This is a genomic window from Janthinobacterium sp. UMAB-60 (genome assembly GCF_900095235.1).
GTDB lineage: Bacteria > Pseudomonadota > Gammaproteobacteria > Burkholderiales > Burkholderiaceae_D > Janthinobacterium.
Genome location: NZ_LT607489.1, coordinates 92914 through 110288 on the forward strand (window position 1 = coordinate 92914; position 17375 = coordinate 110288).

At 64.4% G+C, this 17375-nt stretch carries 11 protein-coding genes; 6 read left to right on the forward strand and 5 right to left on the reverse strand.

Going from position 1 to position 17375, the window contains the following annotated elements; genetic code table 11:
• Nucleotides 1–27 precede the first annotated feature (27 nt).
• From ruvA to K0F86_RS14355, 3 genes are read left to right on the forward strand one after another with little or no spacing between them, the layout of a single operon-like run.
• Nucleotides 28–606 (forward strand): Holliday junction branch migration protein RuvA, encoded by a 579-nt coding sequence (gene ruvA / locus K0F86_RS14345; RefSeq protein ID WP_219134988.1) that lies wholly within the window; start codon nt 28–30, stop codon nt 604–606.
• Nucleotides 607–612: 6 nt separating this feature from the next.
• Entirely contained in the window at nt 613–1668 is a 1056-nt protein-coding gene (gene ruvB, locus K0F86_RS14350) for a Holliday junction branch migration DNA helicase RuvB (protein ID WP_219134989.1), read from the forward strand.
• Nucleotides 1669–1700: 32 nt separating this feature from the next.
• Nucleotides 1701–2168 (forward strand): YaiI/YqxD family protein, encoded by a 468-nt coding sequence (locus K0F86_RS14355; RefSeq protein ID WP_219134990.1) that lies wholly within the window; start codon nt 1701–1703, stop codon nt 2166–2168.
• Nucleotides 2169–2219: 51 nt separating this feature from the next.
• On the opposite strand, the gene K0F86_RS14360 is transcribed toward K0F86_RS14355, so the two are convergent.
• From K0F86_RS14360 to K0F86_RS14375, 4 genes are all read right to left on the reverse strand, one after another.
• A complete protein-coding gene (locus K0F86_RS14360; protein ID WP_219134991.1) occupies nt 2220–3365 on the reverse strand; it encodes an OmpA family protein in 1146 nt (381 codons plus the stop codon).
• A 13-nt stretch (nt 3366–3378) separates the two neighbouring features.
• On the reverse strand, nt 3379–5154 hold the full coding sequence (locus K0F86_RS14365) for an ice-binding family protein (protein WP_257572159.1): 1776 nt from the start codon (nt 5152–5154) through the stop codon (nt 3379–3381).
• A gap of 275 nt (nt 5155–5429) precedes the next feature.
• Nucleotides 5430–5858: a DUF2147 domain-containing protein gene (locus K0F86_RS14370; protein ID WP_374197293.1), complete on the reverse strand. Its 429-nt coding sequence runs from the start codon at nt 5856–5858 to the stop codon at nt 5430–5432.
• Between the two features lie 152 nt (nt 5859–6010).
• A complete protein-coding gene (locus K0F86_RS14375) occupies nt 6011–8818 on the reverse strand; it encodes a valine--tRNA ligase (RefSeq protein WP_219134993.1) in 2808 nt (935 codons plus the stop codon).
• Between the two features lie 170 nt (nt 8819–8988).
• On the opposite strand from K0F86_RS14375, the gene K0F86_RS14380 reads away from it, so the two are divergent.
• A complete protein-coding gene (locus K0F86_RS14380) occupies nt 8989–12810 on the forward strand; it encodes a tetratricopeptide repeat protein (protein WP_219134994.1) in 3822 nt (1273 codons plus the stop codon).
• 441 nt (nt 12811–13251) lie between these two features.
• A complete protein-coding gene (locus tag K0F86_RS14385; RefSeq protein ID WP_219134995.1) occupies nt 13252–14292 on the forward strand; it encodes a porin in 1041 nt (346 codons plus the stop codon).
• On the opposite strand, the gene K0F86_RS14390 is transcribed toward K0F86_RS14385, so the two are convergent.
• Entirely contained in the window at nt 14289–16370 is a 2082-nt protein-coding gene (locus K0F86_RS14390; RefSeq protein WP_257572160.1) for a bifunctional diguanylate cyclase/phosphodiesterase, read from the reverse strand. The two genes, K0F86_RS14385 and K0F86_RS14390, sit on opposite strands and share 4 nt — an antisense overlap.
• A 238-nt stretch (nt 16371–16608) precedes the next feature.
• Between K0F86_RS14390 and K0F86_RS14395 the strand changes: the two genes are divergently transcribed.
• Nucleotides 16609–17349, forward strand: a complete 741-nt coding sequence (locus K0F86_RS14395) for a Crp/Fnr family transcriptional regulator (RefSeq protein WP_219134997.1) — start codon at nt 16609–16611, stop codon at nt 17347–17349.
• Nucleotides 17350–17375: the final 26 nt, after the last annotated feature.

Consider the following 17375-nt stretch of genomic DNA (forward strand, 5'->3'; position numbering starts at 1 on the left):
TCTGAAATTTAACATTAGGAACACGCGATGATAGGTCGTCTCTCCGGTATTTTGCTTGAAAAGAATCCGCCACAATTGCTGGTCGATTGCCAGGGCGTCGGCTATGAAGTCGACGTGCCGATGAGCACGTTTTACAACTTGCCCCACGTGGGCGAAAAAGTCGTGCTGTTCACGCACCAGGCCATCCGCGAAGATGCGCACCTGCTGTTTGGCTTTGGCAATGCGGCTGAGCGCGCCGTGTTCCGCCAGTTGATCAAGATCACGGGTGTGGGCGCGCGCATGGCGCTGTCGATTCTCTCTGGCATGACGATTGCCGACCTGGCGCAGGCGATCACCCTGCAGGATTCGGGCCGCCTGGTGAAAGTGCCGGGCATCGGCAAGAAGACGGCGGAACGCCTGCTGCTGGAATTGAAGGGTAAGATCGGTGCGGATCTCGGCCCGCTTGGCGCACACGCTGCGCCCGATGCGCAGTCCGATATCCTCAATGCTCTGCTGGCGCTGGGCTACTCGGACAAGGAAGCAATGGCGGCCGTGAAAAACGTGCCGGCCAGCAGTGGCGTGTCGGACGGCATCAAACTGGCGCTGAAAGCGCTGTCGAAAGGCTGATAAGGCATGAGCATCCAGACCGACAGCTTCACGGAACAGCGCATAATCGACGCGGCGCCCATCTCGCATAACGAAGAGGCGATAGAACGGGCTTTGCGCCCGAAGCAACTCGACGAGTACGTGGGACAGGAAAAGATCCGCGACCAGCTGGAAATCTTCATCACGGCCGCGCGCCAGCGCAAGGAAGCGCTCGACCATACCTTGCTGTTCGGCCCGCCGGGCCTGGGCAAGACGACTTTGGCGCACATCATCGCGCGCGAAATGGGCGTCAATTTGCGCCAGACGTCCGGCCCCGTGCTGGAACGCCCGGGCGACCTGGCGGCGATTTTGACGAACCTGGAAGCGAACGACGTCCTGTTCATCGATGAAATCCACCGCCTGTCGCCTGTCGTGGAAGAAATCCTGTATCCGGCGCTTGAGGATTATCAAATCGATATCATGATCGGCGAAGGCCCGGCCGCCCGTTCCGTGAAACTCGATCTGCAACCGTTTACATTGGTCGGCGCCACCACGCGCGCCGGCATGCTGACGAACCCGCTGCGCGACCGTTTCGGCATCGTCGCGCGGCTGGAGTTTTATAACACGAGCGAACTGACGAAGATCGTCACGCGCAGCGCCGCCTTGCTGAAAGCCCCGATCGACCCGGAAGGCGCGCACGAAATCGCCCAGCGCGCGCGCGGCACGCCGCGCATCGCCAACCGCCTGCTGCGCCGCGTGCGCGATTTCGCGGAAGTCAAAAGCAATGGCGAGATCACCAAGGTGGTGGCCGACCGCGCGCTGGCCATGCTCGACGTCGATTCCGCCGGTTTCGACGTGATGGACCGTAAATTGCTCGAAGCCGTGCTGTTCAAGTTCGGCGGCGGCCCCGTCGGCATCGGCAACCTGGCGGCCGCCATCGGCGAAGCGGCCGATACCATCGAAGACGTGCTGGAACCGTATCTGATCCAGCAAGGTTTCTTGCAGCGCACGCCGCGTGGCCGGGTCGCCACGCCGGCCGCCTATCTGCACTTCGGCGTCAGCGCGCCGCGCATGGGCCCGGGCGGCGAAGCGTGGGAACTGTGATGGCGGACGGCAGCCAACAGGCTATCCAAGGCATGCAGATCTGGATCGACGCCGATGCCTGTCCCGTCGTCATCAAGGAAATTTTGTACCGCGTGGCCGACCGCCTGGAGTTGCCGCTCACCTTGGTCGCCAACCAGGGCTTGCGCGTGCCGCCGTCGCGTTTCATCCGCACCGTGCAAGTACCGTCCGGTGCGGACGTGGCTGACCAGGAAATCGTGCGTTTGCTCAATCCCGGCGACCTGGTCATCACGGGCGACATTCCGCTGGCGGCCGACGTGCTGGCCAAGGGCGGCTTTGCGCTGAACCCGCGCGGCGAGTTTTATACGAAAGATAATATCGCCCAGCAACTGACGATGCGCGCCTTCATGGAAGAATTGCGCAGCGGCGGCGTCGACACGGGCGGCCCGGCCGCCTTCAGCCAGTCGGACCGGCAGCAGTTCGCCAACAGCCTGGACCGGCATCTGAGCAAGCATCACCGCAAGCCGGCGCCAGCGCCATAATCGATGGACGAAAAAAAAACCGGCAAGCCGGTTTTTTTATGCGCGTAAAACTTAACGCATGACTTTTCTCGTGCCCACCACTTCCACCGTTACGCGGCGGTTCTTGGCGCGGCCGGCGGCACTCGTGTTGTCGGCCACGGGCTGCTTTTCGCCCTTGCCTTCCGTGTAGACGCGGCTCGTCTCGACACCTTGCGCCACCAGGTAAGCCTTGACGGCTTCGGCGCGGCGCTGCGACAGCTTCTGGTTGTAGGCGTCGGAACCGACGGCATCCGTATGGCCGACCGTGACGATCACTTCCAGGTCCATGCCGGTCAACTGGCCCACCAATTGGTCCAGCGCCGCCTTGCCTTGCGGCTTGAGCGTCGATTGATCGAAATCAAACAGCGCTTCGGAAGCAAACGACACTTTTTCCGACACGGGCGCCGGCGCCGGCTTCACCTCGGCCACAGGGGCCGGCATGGTTTCGCTGATGGGTGGCAATGCCGCTGGCACCGGCTGGTAGGCTGGCGTGGCGCTGGCCGGGCGGCCCAGTTTATACACGAGGCTGACGGAATACAGGTCGGCATCGCCGCGGTTGCCGACGGCGTCGTTCAGGCGATAACGCTCGACTTCGCCGCGCAGGGCCAGCGCTTCGCTGAACTTGTATTCGAGGCCCAGGCCCAGCTTGGCGTTGAGCTTGCGTTCGCTGGCATGCGTGTTCGTCGAACCCAGCAGGCGGTTGCCGCTGAATTCCGTGTTCGTCTTCGTGTAATGCATGCCGACACGGCCCAGCAAGGACAGGCGCTGCGACAGCGGCAGCTGGCCCAGCAAGTCCAGGTTCACGCCGCGAAAGCCCGCTTCCCCATTCAGCACGCCATTGCCGCTGGTGGTCGACTTGAAGTCGAACTTGCCCAGGTCAAAGTAACCGGCTTCCACGGCGAAATACTGGTTCAGTTGCCGGCCGACAAACAATTTATAGCCGGTGTCGCGCTGGTCCTTGGTAAAACCGGTGACCGTTTCGCCGTTGGCGGCCAGGCTGGCGCGCAGGCGCGGTTCGTCGATGGTGGCGCGCGACTGGCCCACGCCCGCGCCGATGTACCAGGCGCTGTTGGCCCAGTCCGGGTTGATGAAGGTGTTGTCCTGCGCCTGCGCCGATTGGGTTGCCAGCAAGGCGCCGGCCATCACGCTCAGGGCGCCCAGTGTGTGTGCGATCGTCATGGTCATGTCCCGTTTATTTGGTGATCTGGTTGTTGCGCAGGGTGACGGCAGCGGCCGTCAGCACGCGGCCATTGAGCAGGGTCGTGTTGTCGCCCACCGTGATGGCGGCCGACTGGCCCAGGATATTGCCCTTGAAGACGCTGTTCGCGGCCAGGGTGGTCGGGCCGACGGGCAGCCAGCTGACATTGTCGGCTGTGGCGCCGTTGTTCAGGGCAACGATGGAGTTGACGGTCGAATCGAGCGTCAATGCCGTGCGGAAGATGTAGACGCCGGGACCGTTCAGGGTCAGGGTGCCCGTGATACTGATGGCGCCCGCATAGCAATACACGCCGGGACCGAAGGTCTGGCCGCCCAGGTCGATGCCGCCGGCAAAGCTGACGTCGCAGGTCCGGCTATTGCCGTCCGTGATCGCCGCTTGCAAATCCGTCATCGCGCCGGCCAGGATGGCGCCCGACTTGTAGTTATTGAAACCGGCCGCCTGGGTCGGATCGACCGTTTGCGATGGCGCACCGACGTCGCCCGTGATCAGGGTGGTGCCGCCCGAATTATTGGTGATCGAGGTGCCTGCCAGTACGCCGAACGGTGCCGCGCGGCCCAGGATGATCGGGTTGAGGACGGGCGGGATGACTACCGCAGTGACAGTCAGCAGCGCGCTGCCCGACTTGCCGCCGGCCGTGGCCGTGATATTGCTGGTGCCGGCCGTGATGCCAGTGGCGATGCCCGTGTTCAATACCGTGGCGGTGGCGATGGTGCCCGAAGTCCAGCTGGCGCCGTTGGTGATGATGGCGTTCGAGCTATCGGAATAGGTTGCCGTGGCAACGAATTGCTGCTGGGTACCGACAGCGATGCTGGCGGTGGCTGGCGTGACGGCGATGCTGACGATGGTGGCGGCAGGCACGGTGACGGTAGTGCTGGCTGTCTTGCCGTTGAAGCTGGCATTCATGACGCTGGAACCAAAGGCGACGCCGGTGACGAGGCCATTGCTGGCGACGCTGGCGAAAGCGGGCGTGACGGCAAGGAAGCTGCTGCCGGCCGTGACGTCAGCGGTGCTGTTGTCCGAGTAGGTGGCAATGACGGCCAACTGGCGCGTCGCGGCCACTGACACGATGGGGTTTTGCGGCGTGACGGCGATCGACAGCAAGGTGGCCGGGTTGACGGTCAAGACCGTACTGGCCGTGAGCGTGCCCGTGGTGGCCGTGATCTGCGTCGTACCGGCAACCTTGCCCAGTGCCAGGCCGCCGGCGGCGATGCTTGCCGTGGCTGGCGTCGCCGAGGCAAATGTCGACACGGCCGTGACGTCGCGCGTGGCGCCGTCGCTGAAGCTGCCCGTCACCGTAAATTGCTGCGTGGCGCCGATGGCGATGGCTGGCGTGAGCGGCGTGATGGCGATGGCTCGCAAGGTGGCGGGCGAGACGGTCAACTGGGCCGCTGCGCTCTTGCCGCCGAACGCGGCGCTGATGCTGCTGTTGCCGGCAACGATGCCGCTGCTCAAGCCCGTGCCCGCATTGACGGTCGCGCTGGCCGGCGTGGCCGACGTCCAGGTCGCCTTGGCGCTGACGTCTTGCGAAGAGCCGTCGCTATATGTGGCGATGGCCGTGAATTGCTGACCGGCGCCGATGGCGACCGTCGCCGTGGCTGGCGTGACGGCCAGGCTGGACAAGGTGGCAGCCGGCAAGCCGAGGATGGGATCGCGTCCCTGGTCGCCGCCGCCGCAACCGGCGAGGGCGGCCATGGCCAGCAGCCCTGCCGAGACGAGCAAGGGGTTCAGATATCGTTTGAAGAGGTTCATGTGTTTCCTTTGTGCATGGCAGTCACTGCCGGGCATCCGCGGATGAGGTCATCCGGCAGAGCCATGTCGCCCTTCGCTACAGGGCGATGGCGTCACAGGCATGCACTATTTCATTTAGGAAACTGGAGGTATGTGCGCTGGCGCGCTTAGCTTGTCGGCAATTGGAAAACTGTTCAAAAAGGAGTGATTCGGCCTGAAAAACAACGGCCGTGTGCGGAAAACAGACACAAAAAAGCCGGCGCGGGCCGGCTTAGGTCGGGCAGGGCGTGCCTTGCTTACTCTGCGCGCACCCACGTCTGCGAGCGGCCAAACATCGGCACGCCGACATAGCCGCGTACTTGCAGCTTGGTGCCGCCTTCAATCAGTTCGGCCTTGCTCTTGTAGGTCTTGCCATTGGCCGGGTCCGTGATTTCGCCGCCCGTCCATTCCTTGCCGTCATATTTCAGGCCGGACAGGATGACCATGCCGACGATGGGCTGGTCCTTGTTGGCGCCCGTGCACTTGTCGCACTTGGGATTTTGATCTTCGTCAGGACCGCGGAACAACTTGTCGATCTTGCCTTGCAAGACGCCGTTGTTTTCCGTGATGACGATGAGCGATTTCGGCTTGCCGCTGGCGTCGTCGATGGTTTTCCACGTACCGACGGGGGTGTAGTTGCCGTCGCGCGCGATGGCGCTGCCGGCGATGGCCAGGGCGGCCACCATGATGCTTGCTGTGATGCTTGCTTTGAATATTGTATGCATTGCCAGTCTCCAATGGTTTTTTTGATCGGGTCACGAACAGTTATATACCAAGGCAAGACCAGGAGTGCTGCGCGGCGTCACTGGGACGGCCGCGCAATCCTTCCAAACTTGCCTTATGCGCTGGCTAGTTTAGCAAACTGTTCGCGCATTTTTTCAATTGTGGCCGAAAAACTGAGCAAACGCTCGTTTTCTTGCGCAACGATGGCGGCCGGGGCGCGCGCGACGAAGCTTTCATTGCCTAATTTGCTATTCACTTTGGCAATTTCTGCTTCGATACGGGCGATTTCCTTGCCCAGGCGCTCGCGTTCGGCGGCCACGTCGATTTCCACTTTCAGCATCAGCTTGGTGGTGCCGACGATGGCGACGGCGGCAGGCGAGTCCGGCAAGGCATCGACGATCTGCACCTCGGCCAGTTTGCCCAGCGACTGGATGTACGGTGCGTACGAGGCCAGCGCGGCCTTTTCCGTCGCATTGCCCGCTTCGACGATCAGCGGCACGCGCACCGATGGCGAGATTTGCATTTCGCCGCGCAGGTTGCGCGTCGCGTCCGTCAAGGCTTTCAGCTGCTGCATCCACGCTTCGGCCGACTCGTCGATCTTGTCGGTGTTGGCGATCGGGTACGGTTGCATCATGATCGAATCACCCTCTGGCTTGAGCGTCTTGCCGGCCAATGGCGCCACCGTCTGCCACAGCGCTTCCGTGACGAACGGGATGATCGGATGGGCCAGGCGCAGCACCACTTCCAGCACGCGCAGCAGGGTGTGGCGGGTGGCGCGCTGCTGGCCTTCCGTACCTTGCTGCACTTGCACCTTGGCCACTTCCAGGTACCAGTCGCAATATTCGTCCCAGACGAATTTGTAGATGGTGGCGGCGATATTGTCGAAACGGAAGTCTTCAAAGCCCTTGGCCACGTCCAGTTCAGCGCGTTGCAGCAAGGAGATGATCCACTTGTCCGCCTGCGACAGGTCGGCGTCGTTCGGCGTGCAATCCTTGCCTTCCGTATTCATCATGACGAAACGGGTGGCGTTCCACATCTTGTTGCAGAAGTTGCGGTAGCCTTCGCAGCGGCCCAGGTCGAAATTGATGTTGCGGCCCAGCGAGGCATAGCTGGCCATGGTGAAGCGCACGGCGTCCGTGCCGTAGGCCGAAATGCCGTCCGGGAATTCCTTGCGCGTCGCCTTGGTGATCTTTTCCGCGTCGCGCGGGTTCATCAGGCCCGTGGTGCGCTTGACGATCAAGCCTTCCAGGTCGATGCCGTCGATCAGGTCGATCGGGTCCAGCGTGTTGCCCTTCGACTTGGACATTTTCTGCCCTGTCGAATCGCGCACCAGGCCGTGCACGTAGACGGTTTCAAACGGCACCTTGCCCGTGAAGTGCGCCGTCATCATGACCATGCGCGCGACCCAGAAGAAGATGATGTCGAAACCCGTCACCAGCACGGACGACGGCAGGAAAGCCTTCATGTCCGGCGTTTCTTCAGGCCAACCCATGGTCGAGAACGGCACCAGGGCCGACGAGAACCACGTGTCGAGCACGTCGTCGTCGCGCTTCAACGGACCCGTGCTGCCGGCGGCCAGTGCTTTCGCTTCCGCTTCGGCTTGCGTCTTGGCAACGAAGATATTGCCGGCGTCGTCGTACCACGCCGGAATCTGATGGCCCCACCACAGCTGGCGCGAGATGCACCAGTCCTGGATGTTGTTGAGCCACTGGTTGTAGGTGGTGCTCCAGTTTTCCGGCACGAACTTGATTTCGCCATTGGCGACCTTGTCCAGCGCCGTTTCCGCGATCGACTTGCCTGGGAAGAAGGTGCCTTCCGGGGCCGGTTTGCTCATGGCGACGAACCACTGGTCCGTCAGCATCGGTTCGATGACGACGCCCGTGCGGTCGCCGCGCGGCACCATCAGCTTGTGCGGCTTGACCTGTTCCAGCAAGCCTTGCGCGTCGAGGTCGGCGACGATCTGCTTGCGCGCGGCGAAGCGGTCCAGGCCCCGATACGCTGCCGGCGCGTCGTCGGTGATCTTCGCGTCCAGGGTCAGGATGACGATCTGCGCCAGTTTGTGGCGCTGGCCGACGGCGTAATCGTTCATGTCATGCGCCGGGGTGATCTTCACGCAACCGGTGCCGAATTCCTTGTCGACGTATTCGTCGGCGATGATGGGGATTTCGCGGTCCGTCAGCGGGAGTTTGAGCATCTTGCCCACCAGCGCCGCGTAGCGCTCGTCCGTCGGATCGACGGCCACGGCGACGTCGCCCAGCATGGTTTCAGGACGCGTGGTGGCCACCGTCAGGAAGCCGCTGCCATCGACCAGCGGGTACTTGATGTACCACATCGAGCCGTCTTCTTCCTCGGACACCACTTCCAGGTCGGACACAGCCGTGCCCAGCACGGGATCCCAGTTCACCAGGCGCTTGCCGCGGTAGATCAGGCCTTGCTCGAACAGGCGCACGAAGACGTCGGTGACGACTTTCGAGCGCGGCTCGTCCATCGTGAAGTATTCGCGCTGCCAGTCGGCCGAGGCGCCCAGGCGGCGCATCTGCCCGGTGATGATGGAACCGGATTTTTCTTTCCATTCCCACACTTTTTCCACGAATTTTTCGCGGCCCAGGTCATGGCGCGAAATCTTTTGCGCGTCCAGCTGGCGTTGCACGACGATTTGCGTGGCGATGCCCGCGTGGTCGGTGCCGGGTATCCAGGCCGTGTTGTGGCCCAGCATGCGGTGGTAGCGGGTCAGGCCATCCATGATGGTCTGGTTGAACGCATGGCCCATGTGCAGGGTGCCGGTGACGTTCGGCGGCGGCAACTGGATGCTGAAGGAAGGTTTTCCCGCATCGAGGGTGGCGGTAAAGTAACCGCGCTGTTCCCACTCGGTGCGCCAGAATTGTTCAATGTCGGCGGGCTCGAAAGACTTGGCTAATTCCATGATTTGGCGTGTGCTTGGCAAAAGGAACCATTATAAGGGGTGCATAAAGCATGCGCACCAAATAGCGGGCCTGGATGGCCCGAAAAGCCGCGCACGATTGCGCAATATTGCTGCATTGTATTTTTTTCAAGCTATCATCTTTGCAACATTATTTGAAAGCTCAGGCAATCATGAAAAAATTGTGGCAATTGGCCGTGCTCGGCGCCGGATGGGCTGCCGGAGGCGCGTGCGCCGGCGTCCCGGAAGGGATGGCGTTGTTCCAGCGCGGGCGCTGCGTTGACGCCGCGGCCCAATTGCGCGGACCGGCACTGGGCGGCAATATCAAGGCACAAAAGGTTCTCGGCGATATCTACATGGGCGAGCAGCGATGTTCGGACCTGGCGCGCAGCGATGCCGATGCCGGGCGCTGGTATCTGCTGGCTGCCAACGGTGGCGATCGCCTTGCGCAGGAGAAACTGGTTTCCTTGTATACGAGCTGGTCGGGCAGCATGCAGGATCCAGCGCGCGCGCTGCCCTGGCTGCGCCGCCTGGCGTCGCGGGGCGCCGGCGAACCGATGGCGCAACTGGCGCAAATGTATGAACGGGGCGAAGGCGTGCCGGTCGACAGGGTGGTGTCGTATGCGCTCAGGCTGCTGGCGCTGCAAGACAAGGAATGGCGCGGCGCGGCCGAGCTGGAGACATCTCTGCCGGCGCGCCGCCGCGCGATGTCGCCGGACCAGGTCGACGAGGCGCAGCGTTTGGCCAAGCGCTGGAAGCGCGGCGCGCCCCTGCCGGCGACGTCGCTGACGGGACGGCGCGCGCCCGAGCAGTGGTATCGCCGCGCCGCCGAGGGCGGCGACATGGACGCCGCCTACCAGCTGGGCATGCTGTGCTGCAACGAGGCAGGCGGCCTCGATGACATGCAGGCCGCCCGCTGGCTGCGCAAGGCCGCCGAAAGCGGCAACGCCAAGGCCCAGCTGCAGCTGGCCGTGATGTACGGCATGGATCGGGGCGTGCCGCAGGACTATGTGCTCGCTTCCATGCTGAGCCAGCTGGCGGCGGCGGGCGGGGAGCCGGGGGCCGCCGCCAGCGTGGCCGGCTGGGCAAAGGCGATGAATGCGGCGCAAAACGCCGAGGCGGATCAGCTGGCGCGGGCGTGGAAAGCCGGCATGCCGCTGCCGCAGGTCTCGGTGCACGGCATGGAGCGCGTGATCCATTATGTGCGCGAGGCGCGCGACAAGCTGCCGCCGACGCCCGAGGTGAGGGCGCTGTTCGCCGCCGCCAGCGAGGGCGATGAAGCCGCCTTTGGCAAACTGCTCGCCGGCGTCGCCCTGCCGGGCGCCTACCGGATCGGCGAGCGCACCTTGCTGCACGCCTTGATCTTGCCCGCGTACAGCCTGGTCGAAGCCGAATCAGCATGGCAGAAGGCGCAACCGCGTCTGGACGACCCTCTGCTGCAACAGGTGCAGCGGCGGGCGCACCGCGAGGCGCAACGCGCGCGGCACGCCGCGCTGCTGCCCGCCAGGCTGCGCATGATGACGCTGCTGTTGCAGCGCGGCGTGCCGGTCGGCGAAGGCACCGGGGGCAGTAGCGTCGCGCCCCTGCATCTGGCGGCCATGTACGGCAACGCCGCGATGGTGCGCCTGTTGCTGGCCCATGGCGCCGATGTGCGGCACTACGGCGCCGGAAATGAAACGCTGGCGCCGCTGGAATACGCGCTGCAACAGGAAGATGCGGGCACTCTGCCGGAATTGCTCGACGCGGATGAGCGTACGGCGAACATGATCGCCTTGCTGGACGCAGGTTCGGGCATGCCCTATCTGGTGGGCGATCAGCGCATGGCGGAGCTGCGCCATTCACAGAAAAAGACGGTGAAAGACGGCGCGGCGCGGCCAGCCGAGCGGCCGCTGGCCGATCACATGCTCTGGAGCCGCTTGCTGGGCATGACGCGCGGCACCGAAGTGCTCGATAAAATGCTGGCCACCGGCACCACGCCGTCTATCGAAGACACCGGCAAGTCGCTGTACGCCTACGCCGCCGAGGCGGGCAACGCCGGCGCGCTGGACTGGCTCAAGCAGCGCGTGCCCCGGCATGACGCGAAGGGAAGGGACCGCTGGCTCGATGCCGCGATGCGCGCCATGTACAACCACCAGCCGGCGTCCGAGGACGTGCTGCGCCAGCTGGTGATGCCCGGCATGCCATGGCAGCAAGCTGGTCCCGCAGCCGAAGGGTTGCACATGAGAGCGCTGGCGACGCTCGATGCGCTGCACCTGCAAACGGAGACGCTGCTGTGGCATGCGGTGCGCAGCCAGCGACCTGACTGGGTCGCCCGCCTGGCCGCGATGGGCGCGTCCGTCGTCAGCGATGGTGATCGCGCGCCCTTGCTGGCGGCCGTCGAAAATAGCGACGCGGCGATGGTCCAGCTGTTGCTGGGCTTGGGCGCCGATCCGCTGGGCGGCGAGTTCCCCGTATTGAAGATGGCGCTGAAACTGCCGCCGACGCCGGACAATAATGCCGTGCTGTCATTGCTGCTGGCGGCCGTCGCGGCGCGCCAGCCGCCGACCGCCATCGAGTGGTCGCCGCTGGACGAGGCGCTGCGTGCCGTGCGCGATGCGGCCGGCGTCGAGCGGATACGCCTGATGCTGGCGGCCGGCTTGCCGGCCAGCCAGTTGAGCAATAAGGCCGCCATGCTCGCCGTGCGGTCGCCGCAGCGCGCACTGGCGCCGCTGTTGCTGGAACACGGCATGTTGCGGCGCGCCGACGGTGAGCGGCGCGCGCCGGGCGATGCGGTGGTGCTGCAGCAGGCGCTGCGCGCGCAGCGCGACGACCTGCTGCCGCGCCTGCTGGACCTGGGGCTGGACCCGAACTGGCGCGGCGCCAATCAGAAGAGCGCGCTGGAACAGGCCATTCTCAACGGCGATACCGGGGCCGCGCGCCTGTTTATCGCGCGCGGCGCGCGGATCGATGAAAGCTCAGGGTACCCATGGGGTGGCGCGCTGGACCTGGCTGCCGCCAGCCTCAATCCCGCTATGCTGGCCCTCGTCACGCGCGACTGGACGCTGTCGCTGGACAAGGTATGCCTGCCGGACACGCCGAATCTGGTCAACATCGCCTTGCACGCATCCGATGCGTATTGGAACTTGTTGCTCAAGCATGGCTTTGCCGCCGCGCCGCAACAGTGCGACCCCGGCATGGCGCCGCGCCTGATCGCCGCCTTTGCCGATGAGCCGAAGCATATGCTTGCCGGCTGGCTGGGCCAGCGCTTTGCTGCGCGCCTGCCGCGTCTGGCCGGCAGCCTGCGCCAACTCGCGCCCCAGGACTGGAGCGCGCTGCGCGCTGCGGGGCGCGATGACATGCTGGCCATCCTGGCGGCGGGCGGCTGGCGGGTGCCGCCCGCCAAGGTTGCCGCTGCGCCCGCGCACAAGGACAAGGCTGCCGACCTGGCGCTGCAACGGCGCTTGCCGGGACGCTATGCGCTGGGGCGCAGGACCGAGGTCGCGTCGCAGATCGTGCTGCGCGCCGACGGGCGTTTCAGTTACCGGATGCTGTACGGCGCCGATGAGCAAGCGGCGCAGGGACGCTGGTCGGTGCTGGACGGCGAGCTGCTGCTGCGGGGCGATGGGGCGTCGCCCGATGCGCCCTTTGCGCTGTTGCCGCCGCGCCCCGGCGACGCCACTACCGGTCCGGCCCGCATCATCGTCGAATATCGCGGCGAAGCCGTGCCCGATATCGCTCTGGCGGCGTTGGGCGATGCGCCCGCGTTGGCCCAGGGCGTCAGCGGCAAGCAGCCGTGGCAGGTGCCGTTGGCCGGGCCGCTACGCCACCTGGTGCTGTCTCATCCGGAAACAGGCTTTGCCACGGTAAAGCTGCCGGCCCGTCAAGGCCTGTTGCGTTTTGCGCTGTATCCGCCGCACTTGGGCATGCGCGATTTCCACGCCGTCATCGGCATCGAGGATGACAAACTGACCTGGGATCGCGACGGGCAAATGTTGTCGTACGATAAGGTGAAATGAACGCGGCCGCATGGCCGTGTTTTGGCGGCCTGGCGAGTCGTTTTCCCGCAACAGAACGGGGAAAGCGGTGTCGCCGATGCTATAATGCCGGCCTCGGCGCCTCCTGCCCCATCCTTGCGGACGGCGCCAGCAGACGCGGTTGTATAACGTTTCATATCCAGCACTCGTCCGCGTCTCAAGGCCAGCGCATCTGCGATGCCAGCCACCTTCAGTGCGTCCCCTCCGGGCCGGGCGCCTGAGCCACGCGCACCGCCAGCGGTGCACCATTCACGGCGGAATCAAAGCGGCGCGTCCATTGCACGCCGCTGCCGCCACAGCTTAGCCAGGATCTTTTGTCCGGCGCGTCGTCTTTTGATACGGCATCCCCCGCATGGCGCCTTGCCGCTAGTGGTCTTGCCGTGGCCGCCGCTTTCCTGGTGTCGCTTTTACAAGGAAATCATCATGAAAAAAATCGCCATCTTTGCCGGCCTTGCCACCACCCTCGGTGCCTTGCCTGCCGCACACGCCCAGTCGTCCGTCGAAGTGTATGGGCTGATGGATGCGGGCCTGGTGCAGGAAGGCGGCATCAGCAAGCTCACCAGCGGTATCTCGGCCGGTTCGCGCCTGGGCGTGCGCGGCACGGAATCGCTGGGCAATGGCTTGCAAGCCGTGTTCACCTTGGAAGCGGGCGTGCAGGGCGACACGGGCCGCTCCGACCAGGCGGGCCAGTTGTTCGGCCGCCAGGCTTTTGTCGGCCTCAATAGCCCGCTGGGCATGCTGACCATGGGCCGCCAGTACAACCTGCAAAGCCAGGCGCTGACGGACGTGGCCGATCCCTTCGAGGGCGGCTTTGCCGGCGCGGCGACCAATCTGGCCGGCTATTCGGCCACGCGCATCGACAATACCGTGCGCTACACCTCGCCCGAGCTGCGCGGCGTCACCGCCACCGTCATGTACGGTGCCGGCGAACACACGGGTGTAGCGGCAGATCAACGCTCGCTGGGCCTGGCCCTGGGCTATGTCAACGGTCCATTGACCCTGCGCCTGGCGCGCCAGAGCCGTGCCGGCGAGCCGGGCAAGGCCGCCGCCAATAACACCATTCTGGCCGGCAACTACAACTTCGGCGTGGCCACGGCGTTTGGCGGCTATGGCCGCAACACGGGCGATGGCAGCAGCATGTTCTTTGCGGAAAACCCGTATGGCGCGGCGCAGGCGCCGGCCCAGTCCACGGACAGCCGCGACGCCATCGTCGGCGTGTCCGTGCCGCTCGGTGCGACCACCGTGCTGGCCTCGTATGTGTACAAGGACGACCGCAATGCAGCCAACCGCGATGCGCAGCAATTGGCCATCGGCGCTACGTATGCCTTGTCCAAGCGCAGCAAGGTCTATGTGGCCTACGCGCACATCCGCAACCGCAACGACGCCGCCTACATGGTGGGCAATGCGACGGAAGTGGGCACGGGCAACCGCGCCTTCAACGTCGGCCTGCGCCACGCTTTTTAAGCGGACAGCATCTTGCCTTGCAGTAATAGTTCCTCGAAGGCGGGCGCGGTCAGCGGGCGGCTGAACAGATAGCCCTGCATCTGGTCGCAGTCGTGCTGGCGCAGGAAGGCCAGCTGCTGCGCCGTTTCCACGCCTTCGGCGATGACTTTCAGGCGCAGACTGTGCGCCAGCGAAATGATGGCGCGCACGATGGCGGCATCGTCGCCGTGCGTGATGTCGCTGACGAAGGTCTTGTCGATTTTCAGTACGTCGATGGGAAAGTGGCGCAGGTAGGCCAGGCTGGAATAGCCGGTGCCGAAGTCGTCGATCGACAGTTGCACGCCCAGCGCCTTCAGGTTGGCCATGATGGCCGTGGCTTGTTCCACGTCATGCATGACCATGCTTTCGGTCAATTCCAATTCCAGATGGGCGGCGGCCAGCCCCGTTTCAGCCAGCGCCTGCGCCACCGCGTGCAGCAGATTCCTTTGCTTGAATTGTCGCGCCGACAGGTTGACGGCCAGGCGCAGCGGGCCATGGCCGGCCAGCTGCCAGGCGCGCGCCTGGGCGCATGCGGTGTGCAGCACCCAGTCGCCGATGGGGATGATCAAGCCCATTTCCTCGGCCAGGCCGATAAAGCTGGCCGGTGGAATGCGCCCCAGTTGCGGATGTTGCCAGCGCAGCAGCGCTTCCATGCCCACCACCTTGCCGCTGGCCAAGTCCAGCTGGGGCTGGTATTCGAGGTGGAACTGCCCCCGTTCCAGCGCGTGGCGCAACTCGCTCTCCAGGCCCAGCCGCTCCAGGGTGCCCGCATTCATGCTTGAGGCATAGAATTGCCAGTGGCCCCGTCCCTGTTCCTTGGCGCGGTACATGGCGATGTCGGCGTGCTTGATCAGGGTGTCGGCGTCCAGGCCGTCGTCGGGATACACGGCCACGCCCATGCAGCAGCTGAGAAAAAATTCATATTCGCCCAGTTGCAGCGGCTGCGCCACGGCGTCCTGGATGCGCTGCAGGATGGCCGCGCCCGGTTCGCCATTGCCATGCTGGGGCAGCAGCAGCACGAATTCGTCCCCGCCCAGGCGCGCCACCGTGTCGACTTCGCGCGTGGCTCCGCACAGGCGCTCGGCGACGCTTTTCAGCACCAGATCGCCCGCATCGTGGCCCAGGGTATCGTTGACGAATTTAAAGCGGTCGAGGTCGATGAACACTACCCACAAGGGCAGGCCGCTGCGCCGTGTCACGGCCATCGCCTGCTGCAGCCGTTCGCGCAGCAGCAGGCGGTTGGCCAGTCCCGTCAGAATATCGTGCCGCGACTGGAATTCCAGCTCCTGTTCGAAGCGCATGACGGTGCTGATGTCGTATTGCGCCACGACAAAGTGGCTGACGGCGCCATCGCCATCGTCGCGCACGGGCGCGACGAACAGCTCGCTCCAGTAGCAGCTGCCATCCTTGCGAAAATTGCGCACGATGGCCTTGCCTTCGCGCTGTTCGCGCAGGGCCGCTGTAATCTCATGCATGTCTTGCCGCCCCTGTTCGGGTCCCTGCAAGTCTTCCAGGCGCTGGCCGATGACTTCGCCGGCCGCATAGCCGGTGATGCGCTCGAAGGCGGGATTGACGTATTCGATCAGGTAGCCCGGCGCGTCGGCGCTGCACAGGATGATGGCATTGGCCGACACTTCGATGATGCGTTCGCGCAAACGCAGCGACTTTTCGGTGTGCATGCGCGCGGCGATGTCTTCGGACAGGCGCAAATTGGCAAACTGCAAGGCCGCCGTGCGTTCGCCCGTGATGCGGGCAATCACGGAGTTGCGCGACACGAGCTGAAACACATACGCCGTTGCCAGCAGGCTCGACAGCAGTCCGCCCAGCAGCACATACAGGGAGCCGCGATGGTTCGCATCCAGGCTCATGCCGTTGGCGGGCAGCATGGCGGCGCGCAGCGTGTGACCGCTGGCGTGGTACTGCAGCAGCAGCCGGGTGCTTTCCGATTCGATCTGGCGCGCCGAGGCGTAGCACAGGGCCGTCAGGCACAACCCGACCGCCAGCGTGATCAGGGCCGAGGTGGAAACGGAAATGGAGATGCGTTTGAAGAATGATTGCATGATGGCGTCCGGTAAGCAGCGCCGGCGCCGATCCGTGATCCGGCAGCCCTGGCAGTGACTGACTGTAGGGCACGGGACACGTGGCCGTCCGTTCGCTGCCGAACAGACGGCCATGCCAGCAAGAAATATAGTGGCGGCATTGTGCAGGCGCTGTGTTACGCTCCAGCATATGGCGGCCCTCGTTCGGACGTCTTACCTCTATCCCCTAGCTGACGACTGGAAACCAGGAAAACTGCCCATGTCGAGTCCGCATGCCCAGCTGCACAACCCGAATCAAAACCATTTGCTTGCCGCCATGCTCGACGCCGATTTTGCGCGCCTGGCGCCCCACCTGGAGCAAGTCTCCATGTTGCTCGGTGACGTGATCTACGATTCGGGCGACAAGCTGCAGCATGTGTACTTCCCCACCACGGCCATCGTTTCTATCCACTACCTGCTGGAAAACGGCGGCTCGTCCGAGATCGCCGGCGTGGGCAACGAGGGCATCGTGGGCGTGTCGCTGTTCATGGGCGGCAACTCGACCCCCAGCCGCGCCGTCGTGCAGACGGGCGGCATCGGCTATCGGCTGAAGGCGCATTTGCTGATGGAAGAATTCGACCGCGCCGGCCCCGTCATGCGTTTGCTGCTGCGCTATACGCAAGCGCTGATCACGCAAATGTCGCAGACGGCCGTGTGCAACCGCCACCATACGGTGGAGCAGCAACTGTGCCGCTGGCTACTGCTGACCATGGACCGCCTGCCGAACCGCGAGCTGACCATGACGCAGGAACTGATCGCCAACATGCTGGGCGTGCGCCGCGAAGGCGTGACGGAAGCGGCGGGGCGCTTGCAGCAGCGCGGCTTCATCAGTTACCGGCGCGGCCATATCTCCGTGCTGGACCGCGCAGGCCTCGAAGGCCATGTGTGCGAATGCTATGGCGTGGTCAAAAAGGAATTCACGCGCCTGCTGTCGGACGTGCGCCAGCGCCAAAGTTCCTGAACACCGCATCAATTCTCTTATCGTTG